8 protein-coding genes are annotated in these 8,837 nt (G+C 61.6%); 3 read left to right on the forward strand and 5 right to left on the reverse strand.

Annotation, left to right across the window (positions count from 1 at the left end; all coding sequences use genetic code 11):
* Positions 1-4: 4 nt before the first annotated feature.
* Entirely contained in the window at positions 5-1,198 is a 1,194-nt protein-coding gene (locus tag E5K03_RS15695) for an SPFH domain-containing protein (protein WP_394343993.1), read from the reverse strand.
* Between the two features lie 122 nt (positions 1,199-1,320).
* Here E5K03_RS15695 and E5K03_RS15700 point away from each other — a divergent pair, with 122 nt between their 5' ends.
* Complete coding sequence (locus E5K03_RS15700) at positions 1,321-1,851, forward strand: 2'-5' RNA ligase family protein (protein WP_138007753.1); 531 nt, start codon at positions 1,321-1,323, stop codon at positions 1,849-1,851.
* Between the two features lie 47 nt (positions 1,852-1,898).
* Here the strand turns inward: E5K03_RS15700 and E5K03_RS15705 are convergent, their stop codons facing one another.
* The 3 genes from E5K03_RS15705 to E5K03_RS15715 all read right to left on the reverse strand — a co-directional run bounded on the left by E5K03_RS15705 (position 1,899) and on the right by E5K03_RS15715 (position 5,260).
* Positions 1,899-3,242 (reverse strand): cytochrome P450, encoded by a 1,344-nt coding sequence (locus E5K03_RS15705; RefSeq protein WP_138007754.1) that lies wholly within the window; start codon positions 3,240-3,242, stop codon positions 1,899-1,901.
* A gap of 77 nt (positions 3,243-3,319) precedes the next feature.
* On the reverse strand, positions 3,320-3,577 hold the full coding sequence (locus E5K03_RS15710; RefSeq protein ID WP_138007755.1) for a hypothetical protein: 258 nt from the start codon (positions 3,575-3,577) through the stop codon (positions 3,320-3,322).
* A gap of 63 nt (positions 3,578-3,640) precedes the next feature.
* Positions 3,641-5,260, reverse strand: a complete 1,620-nt coding sequence (locus E5K03_RS15715; protein WP_138007756.1) for a methyl-accepting chemotaxis protein — start codon at positions 5,258-5,260, stop codon at positions 3,641-3,643.
* A gap of 105 nt (positions 5,261-5,365) precedes the next feature.
* Here E5K03_RS15715 and E5K03_RS15720 point away from each other — a divergent pair, with 105 nt between their 5' ends.
* Complete coding sequence (locus E5K03_RS15720) at positions 5,366-7,099, forward strand: excinuclease ABC subunit C (RefSeq protein ID WP_138007757.1); 1,734 nt, start codon at positions 5,366-5,368, stop codon at positions 7,097-7,099.
* A gap of 242 nt (positions 7,100-7,341) precedes the next feature.
* Here the strand turns inward: E5K03_RS15720 and mdh are convergent, their stop codons facing one another.
* Positions 7,342-8,256: a malate dehydrogenase gene (mdh, locus tag E5K03_RS15725; protein WP_138007758.1), complete on the reverse strand. Its 915-nt coding sequence runs from the start codon at positions 8,254-8,256 to the stop codon at positions 7,342-7,344.
* A gap of 128 nt (positions 8,257-8,384) precedes the next feature.
* Here mdh and E5K03_RS17640 point away from each other — a divergent pair.
* Positions 8,385-8,837 (forward strand): Sjogren's syndrome/scleroderma autoantigen 1 family protein (locus E5K03_RS17640; RefSeq protein ID WP_303645974.1); only part of this gene is annotated, 453 nt, incomplete at its 3' end.

The raw sequence follows: 8,837 nt of genomic DNA on the forward strand, positions 1-8,837 counted from the left end.
AAAATCAGTCGTTTCGTTCGACGATGACTTCCTCGGCGTCAATCTCGTCAACGTCCTCCATCTCGTCGATCGCATCCGCCTCCCCGCCGGCCACGTCGGCAGCATCGACGTCTAACTCGTCAAGCAGTTCGTCGATGTTATCCAGTCCAAGCCACTCTTTCGTCTCCTCGTCGAATGGCAGGCTCTCGAGTGCCTTCGTGTCCGATTTCACATCGCTGCCGGAGAGCTGTTTGCCGTAGCGGCCGACGAGCGAGGTGAGCTCCTGTGGGAGGACGAACGTCGTCGATTCGCCCTGGCCGATCGCCTCGAGCGTTTCCATGCCGCGTTCGATGATCGCCCGCTCGCCCATCGAATCGGCGGCCTTCGCGCGCAAGACCGTCGAGATCGCCTCACCCTGGGCTTCGAGGATCTGGCTCTGTTTTTCACCCTGGGCGCGGATGATGTTCGACTGTTTGTCACCCTCGGCCTTTTCGACCGCGCTTCGGCGTTCACCCTGGGCTTCGAGGATCATCGCACGGCGGCGGCGCTCAGCGGACGTCTGTTGCTCCATAGCGCGTTGGACTTCCGGCGAGGGGCTCACCTCACGCACCTCGACCGCTTCGACACGGATTCCCCACTCGTCGGTGGGTTCGTCGAGTTCTTTGCGGATCTTCGCGTTGATCGCTTCCCGCCGCGAGAGCGTCTCGTCGAGTTCCATGTCGCCGATCACGGCCCGGAGTGTGGTCTGGGCGAGGTTCGAGATCGCAACCTCGTAGTTGTCGACCTCTAAGAACGCCTTCTTTGCGTCCATGATGCGGTAGTAGACGACGGCGTCCGCGCGTACGGGCGAGTTGTCGCGGGTGATCGCCTCCTGGCGCGGCACGTCGATCGTCCGCGTCCGCATGTCGAATCGGTACGTTCGTGAGACGAACGGCGGGACGAGATTCAATCCCGGTTTGAGCAGCGTCCGGAACTCGCCGAAGACCGTCAGCGCGCGCTGTTCGTACGCATCAACCATCTCAACCGCACTCGCGACAGTCACGGCTGCAAGAATGATCGCCAACAGCCCGACCGCGATGAGCGGATCGAGCCCGTTGAAGAGCAAGAAACCGACGATCGCTGCGGCTGCAACCGCAAGGAATCGCCAGACACCATCGGGGACCCCGCCGGCAGTCGAGGCGGACACCTGTTTACTCGCTCTGCCGGCTTGGGCGAACAGGCTATCTTCCATGCATATACTTACCACGCGACGTACTTACGTCTGTGGTCGGCCGCTGGGCCTGCGCGGCCTCCGCTGATCGCGTCCGCGGCGTTTTTACTCACGAGCGCCGTAGCTCGGCCGTGTTCAGCCTCAACGTCCCCGTCTCGGGGCGGGTCCGTCGGCTCGCAAACGAGCTGTACCCCGAGCTCGTGTCGTTCGATCGGATCCGCGATCGACACACGCTCGTGCTCAAGCGCTTCGGGGAAGATCTCTTCGAACACCCTCACCGCGAGAGCACCCACCACGTGGCGACGCTGAAACGTGAGGTGCGGCCGATCGCCGAGACGACAGCACCCTTCTCGATTCGACTGACACACATTGACACCTTCGACGTGCCAACTGACGGCTCCGCACCAGTCGTCTACCTCGCAGTCGAGAGCGAGGGACTCTGGGAGCTCCATTACCGACTTACTGACGCGTTCGGCGCGGTACCGCGGCTCGAAGCTGACGAGTACACACCACACGTGACGCTGGCACGCGACGGCGACCAGTCGGTCGCCGATCGGCTCTGTGACCGCGAGATCGAGCCGATCGAGTGGACCGTCTCACGACTCGGGATCTACGACGCGCGCTTTCGCGAGTCCGCAGGCGAGATTCCGTTGGGCGGCTGAGAGACGCGATCCAATTGGGTCGCTGAACAGACGGCGAGCGCGATCGCTCACCGCTCGTGTAACCGCATCGCCATCGGCTCGCGCGGATGCATCGTCAGCGACCCCCGAAGACCGAACTGCTCGTCGCCGAGGTACGCCGCCTCGTAGCGCTGGGCGACGGTTCCGAGGATGAGCTTTGCCTCCAAGAGTGAGAACTGCTTGCCGATGCAGTGTCTTGGCCCACCACCGAACGGGAAAAAGGAAAACTGCGGGCGCTCCGATCGCCGCTCGGGGGCCCACCGCTCGGGTTCGAACGTTTCGGGATCGTCGTACCACCGCGGCGATCGGTGGACGACCCACTGTGGGATCATCAACCCCGCGCCCTCGGGAATACGGTAGCCGCCGAGTTTGACGTCGATTTTTGGCTCCCGAAAGATCGTGTACACTGGCGGATATAGCCGCATCGCCTCGTTGAGCACCCAGCCGGTGTATTCGAGCTTTCGAGCGTCAGTGGCCGTGGGCGTCTCGCCACCGAGGACCGACTCCAGTTCTTCGTGGAGGCGATCGCGAACTTCTGGGTGTTCCGAGAGCAGGTACCACGTGTACGTCAGCGTGAGTGCGGTCGTGTCGTGACCCGCGAGCAGCATCGTCATCATCTCATCGCGGAGGTTCTCACGCGTCTGTTTGTCCTCGTCCATCGCCCGCAGGATAATCGAGAGGAGATCCATTGGCATGTCCCCGTCACTCCCGCGATAGCCTGATTGTCGTCGTTCTTCGACGAGTTCGTCGATCAGCGCTTCGAGCGTCTCGATCGCCTCGTCGAACTGCCGGTTCTCGGCGGTGGGTGCCCACGTGGGGATCAGAAACCGCGTCGGGTCGGGTTCAAAGCGTGCACCGAGTGGTTCGAGCTTCTCTTGGACCGTCCGAACCCGCTCGTCGGTGATATCAGTCCCGAACATCGCGTTGACGATAATCCGAACGGTGACGCGGGCCATCTCCAGTTGGATGTCGATCCGATCGCCGTCGTGCCACCCCTCGAGCATCTCCTCGGTGTGGCCCACCATCATGTCGTCGAGCCCGGTGATGCGGCTCATTCTGAATGCGGGGTTTGCGATGTTGCGCTGTCGCTGCCACGTCTCGCCCTCGCTCAAGAGCAGGCCGTCCCCGAGGAGATCGTTGATCGCATCGTCGCCGAGGTCGAGTTTTCGGTACCGCGAGGCGTCTGAGACCAACGCGCGCTCGATGTCGCGGGGGTTCGTGAGCATGTAGGTGTCGATCGGGCCGAGGTCGAATCGGACGACGTCACCGTAGGCGTCCGCACACGCCTGCATAAACGAGAAGGGATCGTTCGCGTACTGTCGGCTGTTGCCGAACAGCGGGACACCCTTTGGTCCCGGCGGTCTGATACTCATATCACTGGTAGGTGATCGCCGATAAAAAGGGTTCTGTCGGGGCTCACAGTCCGCTTCAGGACAATGGCCGCCGCCGCTTACACCGGGTCGTCAGGGTCGTGTTCGTCGGCCATCCGGGTCGCCTCCGCCGCAAAGCGTTCTCGATCGCCATCGTCGGCTGGATCGAGCTCGTCTTGCTCAGCGTCGATCGCCGCCGTCACCGGGCGACCGCGTCGCCGAAGTGTTTCGATGGCAAACTGTTTGCGCCGGACGTATTCGCCGTCGGTGGTCGCGTACACGAGCGTGACCAGGTCGCGGGAGTCGACCGATCGATCGACCAACCACAGTTGAACCATACTCGCAGTTGCGTGGCCGACGGTTTGTGCGTGTCGCTCCCGGCGATCGTTTGTCAGCGTGGATCAGCCAGCTTGACGATCGTCAGTTTCTCCGCGGAGTTTCGTGACGCGCGTCGTGAGTTCCTCGATCGCGTCGCGTTGGTGCTCAGTCGCGGTGACGATCTCGGCTGTCGCCGCTTCGGTTCCTTCCGCTCGATCGCGAACGGTTTCGAGTGTCGTTGTGAGTTCCTCGACAGTGGCTGCCTGATCGTCGGTCGCTCGTGAGACCTCCGCGATCCCGTCAGCAGCCTCGTCGATTGACTCGGCGATGTCGCCGAAGGCGTCTAGCACGCCCTCGATCTGATCGCCAGCGTGGCTGATCCGCTCATGAGATTGTGTCGCCGCTGCGACCGTCTCGTCGCTGTGTTCCTGGAGGTTTTCGATGCTTGCTGTAATCTCTTCGGTGTGAGTTCGCGTCTCGTCTGCGAGGGTTTTGACCTCCTCGGCAACGACGGCGAACCCGTCGCCGTCCTCTCCGGCGCGGGCGGCCTCGATGTTCGCGTTGAGCGCGAGCAGGTTCGTCTGTTCGGCGACATCGGAGATCACCTCGACGACATCTTCGATATCGTCCATCTGCTCGCCGAGAGTCGTGACCCGCTCGACGAGCTCATCGCCGATATCGACGACTTCGTCGGTCGCCTCTTGGGCGTCTTCGCTCGCCTCAAGTCCCTGTTCGGCCGCGTTCCTGGCTTGCTCTGCAGCCCCATCAACCTGTTCTGCGGTCGCGGCGACCTCTTCCATGCTCGCGCTGAACGTTTGCATTTCGCCCACGCCTTCGGCCAACAGCTCGTTTTGTTCGTCGACGTTCTCGGCGATCCGGCTGGCGGCCTCGGTTGCGGTTTCGATATGTTCATCCAGCGCCTCTGCGCGGCGCTCGACACCCCCGGTGAGTTCTTGCAGCTGTGAGACAGTGTGATTCAGCTGATCGATAACCGTTAGCAACTCGTCGTCAAGCAGCGCTTGATGCTTGGGTCTAGACGCCCGCGAATCCAACTGTCCGCTGGTGACCGCAGCGAGCGTCGTCTGGATCTCTTCGACGAGCGTCCGGATCGCCTCATTTCTGCGGACGTGGTCGGTCCGATCGCGCACGACCTCAACGACACCAATCAGTGAGCCGTCCTCGAAAATAGGCTGGGCTGTGAAGTCGATATGTTTTTTCTCGCCGTGTCGATCGACCATCGTACTCGAATCCTCGTACAACAACACATTCTCGTCAGCCAGTGAGAGTCCAAACGCCTCGTCTGCGTGGTCGGGCGCCTCAAGCACCTTATCTGCAAGAGTCTTTGCACGTCGGCCATCGGGGTAGAACATCTCGCTGGCGTGGTCGTGGCCGACGGCTTCTTCGGCGCTCCGACCGGTTAGTTCTGCGATCGACCGGTTCCACAACCGGATTCGCCCATCCGGACCAAGCATGAACGCTGGAACCCCGATCGCGTCAGCAAACGTCTGTGTGTCCATGCCTAGCGACGGAGACCGACTGGTTTCAGCGTCTGTCATTCCATCAGTGCGTGCAGCGGTGTTCGCTTCGGACGATTCCTGTGCCGTACCACCCGGAGGTGAGACTACAGTCCCACCATCAGTCATCGATCGCTGCCCGCTACCCCCACCAATGGTCCGAAGGCGATCCAACAGGTTTTGAAACATACTGATCTATGGACAGAGGGGATTTCTTAATATTGGGACCAAATTACCGAATTTGATAAATCGGGCTCGTCACGTTGAAACGTCTCGCGACCCGATCATAGACCGATGGATACGGCGGCGGTTCGAACCCGTGCATCGGCGCTTCCCACAGAGCCTGGCGTCTATCAGTTCCACGACGGCGAGACGATGCTGTACGTCGGGAAGGCGGTCGATCTCCGATCGCGGGTGCGATCGTACGCCGATCCGCGCAGCGATCGCATCCGCCAGATGGTCAAACGTGCCGATCGGATCGAGTTCGCAGTCACCGACACCGAAACGCAGGCGTTGTTGCTCGAAGCGAATCTCATCAAGCGAAACCAGCCCCGGTACAACGTCCGGCTGAAAGACGACAAGTCGTATCCGCTCGTGCAACTCACCGATCACCCGGTCCCGCGGATCCAAATCACGCGCGATCCGAACGACGCTGCGACAGTGTTTGGCCCCTTTACCGACAAAGGTCGCGTCGAGACAGTCATCAAGGCGATCCGCGAGACCTACGGACTCCGTGGCTGTTCGGACCACAAGTACGAGGGGCGCGATCGACCCTGTCTGGACTACGAGATGGGACTGTGCTCGGCACCGTGCACCGGCGAGATCACAGAAGCGACCTACCGCGAGGATGTCGAATCCGCAATCCGGTTCTTCGAGGGTGAGACAGGCGTACTCGCCGACCCAATCCGTCGATCGATGGAGACCGCCGCGGCCAACGAAGCGTTCGAACGGGCGGCCAATCTCCGAGATCGACTCGAAACCATCGAAGCGTTCCATGGCGGCGGCGACCGGGCAATCGCGGCCCGCGATGACGAGCGAGAGGTTGATGTCCTCGGCGCAGCCGTAACTGGCGATCAGGCGATTGTCGCTCGGTTACACAGCGAGCGCGGCCAACTCGTCGATCGATCCCGACATGTCCTTGCAGCGCCTGAGGGAGCCGATCGGGTTGCAGCAGTACTATCCGCGTTTATTCCACAGTACTACGCGGACCGATCGCTGCCAAACGCGATCCTCCTCTCTGAGGAACCCACCGACCCAGACGTACGGGCGTGGCTCGAAGCCGAGGGCGTGTCGGTTCGGGTTCCTGGGACTGGTCGTGAGGCAACCCTTGTCGACCTCGCGCTCAAGAACGCTCGGAACGGGCCTGGCCGGGGCGATCCTCTTGGCGCGCTCGCCGACGCGCTCGGGATCGATCGACCAACACGAATCGAAGGGTTTGATGTCAGCCATGCACAGGGGACCGCCGTCGTCGGGAGCGACGTCTGTTTCGTCGACGCTAGCGCAGAGAAATCGGCGTATCGACGCAAGAAGCTCAAAGATCGCAACGACGACTATGCCAATATGTACGATCTCGTCCGTTGGCGGGCCGAACGGGCGGTCAATGGCGAGGACGATCGGCCGGATCCCGATCTGCTACTCATCGACGGTGGGGACGGACAGCTCGGCGCGGCGCTGGATGCGATCGAAGCCGTCGGGTGGAATGTCCCCGCGATCGCGCTGGCGAAAGATGAAGAACTCGTCATCACGCCCGATCGCGTCTACGATTGGCCAACGGATGCGCCGCAGCTACACGTCCTCCAGCGCGTTCGCGACGAGGCCCACCGCTTTGCCGTCCAGTATCACCAGACGCTTCGAGACGACGTGAGCACAGTGCTCGATGCGGTTCCGGGCGTCGGGCCACAGACGCGATCGCGATTGCTGCGGCGGTTCGGAAGCGTCGAGAATGTGCGATCGGCGTCGAAGGCAGACCTGTGTGACGTTCCTGGCATCGGCGAGAAGACAGCTGCCGAGATCCAGCGACTGCTCTGAGGGCGTCGTTGGCCCGCAATCGGGTGGTCGCAGACCCGATCGGCAAATCATATCGAATATATGGCGAACAGGCGGAGCACGATCGCGATCCCGAACAGATGGCGAACAGGCGGAGCACGATCGCGATCCCGAACCGGTGCTCCGCACACCCGCCGTGGCCGATCCGGACCAATCCCGCTGGCAGCACCGCTGGGTGGGTGCGGCTTCGGTGATAAATCAGCGGGTGACAGAGGTGGGTGGGGCTAGGCGATTTTGTCGTACTGCGTCGAGAGCTTGTCAGCGGCCTCGTCCATCAGTTCGCGTTCGTACTCGTCAAGTTCCCACTCAATAACCTCCTCGACGCCGTCCGAACCGAGTTTCGCAGGGACGCCAAAGGCAGTGTCCTCGTAGCCGAACTCTCCATCAAGAACGAGCGAACATGGCAGTACCTCACCAGTATCGTTGAGAATTGCTTCGACCGTGTGTGCGACGCCCGTTGCAGGCCCCCACTGGGTCGCACCCTTGCGCTCGATCACGTCCATCGCGGACTCCTGAAGATCGCCGAGAATCTCCTCTTTCTCGTCGGCATCAAAGGACGGATCGCGGCCATTCACGCGTACCTTCGAAAACACAGGCACCTGTGCATCCCCGTGCTCGCCGAGAATCGTCGCATCGACGTTTTGTACGGGGGCGTCGAAGCGCTGGCTCAACACGTAGCGGAACCGTGCGGAGTCGAGGCGGCCGCCGAAACCAACGACCTGGTGGCGATCGCGATCGCCGGTCTCGGAGAGATGACGGTTGAGCAGGTCAACAGGATTCGACGTGGTGACGGTAATGAAGTCATCGTTGTACTCGGCGAGCGAGGAGCCGATGTCTTCCATGATCGGCGCGTTGTCACCCGCGAGGTCGATCCGGGTCTGACCTGGCTTGCGCGGGATGCCGGCCGTGATGACAACGACATCGGAGCCTGCAGTGGCGTCGTAGCCGCCCTGTCGGACCACCGTGTTCGAATCGTAGGCGATCCCGTGGTTGGTGTCTGCTGCCTGCCCGACGGTCTTGTCTTCCATGTCTGGGATGTCGACGAAAACCAACTCGTCGACGAAGTCCCGAAGCGCGAGATTGTATCCCGCAGCAGCGCCAACTGTCCCAGCCGCACCGATGACACTAACTTTCGTCATTCTACGTCAACAAGTGATCGGATTGCGAGTAAACGTTTCGAAACGGGCGACTTCGAGAGCAGTGGTAACCACGCGGCGGTCGTCGCGGTCCCGCTGTGTTTTTTGGACTGAGCGTCGTTAATCCGCGTATGAGTGACTTCGACAAGGAGGCCGAACGCGAGAAGCTTCGAAAGAAGTTCGCGAAAGACGAAGCGAAACGAAAACAGACCCAGCGGATGAGCGAGTTGCTCTTGCAGGGGGCAACGATGACGAACAAACACTGCGATCGCTGTGGCGATCCGCTGTTTCGACACAACGGCGAGGAGTTCTGTCCGACCTGCCGAGCAGAAGGTGTCGATAACACACAGCCCGAAACGTCAGCACCGTCGGCGCAGGAGGAAAGTTCGGCTGACTCGACTACCCAACAGCCGCAACCGGGGAATTCGGCACCGAATCCGGCAGAAAACAGCGAAACGACAGTCTCAGCGTCGACAGATCGATCGGATACCGATGCGTCGTCCACCCAGCCCAACCAGCCCAACCAGCCCAACCAGCCCAACCAGCCCAACCAGCCCAACCAGCCCAACCAGCCCAACCAGCCC

The organism is Halalkalirubrum salinum, assembly GCF_005543295.1.
In the GTDB taxonomy this organism is placed as follows: domain Archaea; phylum Halobacteriota; class Halobacteria; order Halobacteriales; family Haloferacaceae; genus Halalkalirubrum; species Halalkalirubrum salinum.

Excerpts from the sequence above, each read along its gene's own strand:
- E5K03_RS15715 (WP_138007756.1), bottom strand. The coding sequence starts at position 5,260 with ATGTTTCAAAACCTGTTGGATCGCCTTCGGACCATTGGTGGGGGTAGC.
- E5K03_RS15710 (WP_138007755.1), bottom strand. The coding sequence starts at position 3,577 with ATGGTTCAACTGTGGTTGGTCGATCGATCGGTCGACTCCCGCGACCTG.
- mdh (WP_138007758.1), bottom strand. The coding sequence starts at position 8,256 with ATGACGAAAGTTAGTGTCATCGGTGCGGCTGGGACAGTTGGCGCTGCT.
- E5K03_RS15720 (WP_138007757.1), top strand. The coding sequence starts at position 5,366 with ATGGATACGGCGGCGGTTCGAACCCGTGCATCGGCGCTTCCCACAGAG.
- E5K03_RS15705 (WP_138007754.1), bottom strand. The coding sequence starts at position 3,242 with ATGAGTATCAGACCGCCGGGACCAAAGGGTGTCCCGCTGTTCGGCAAC.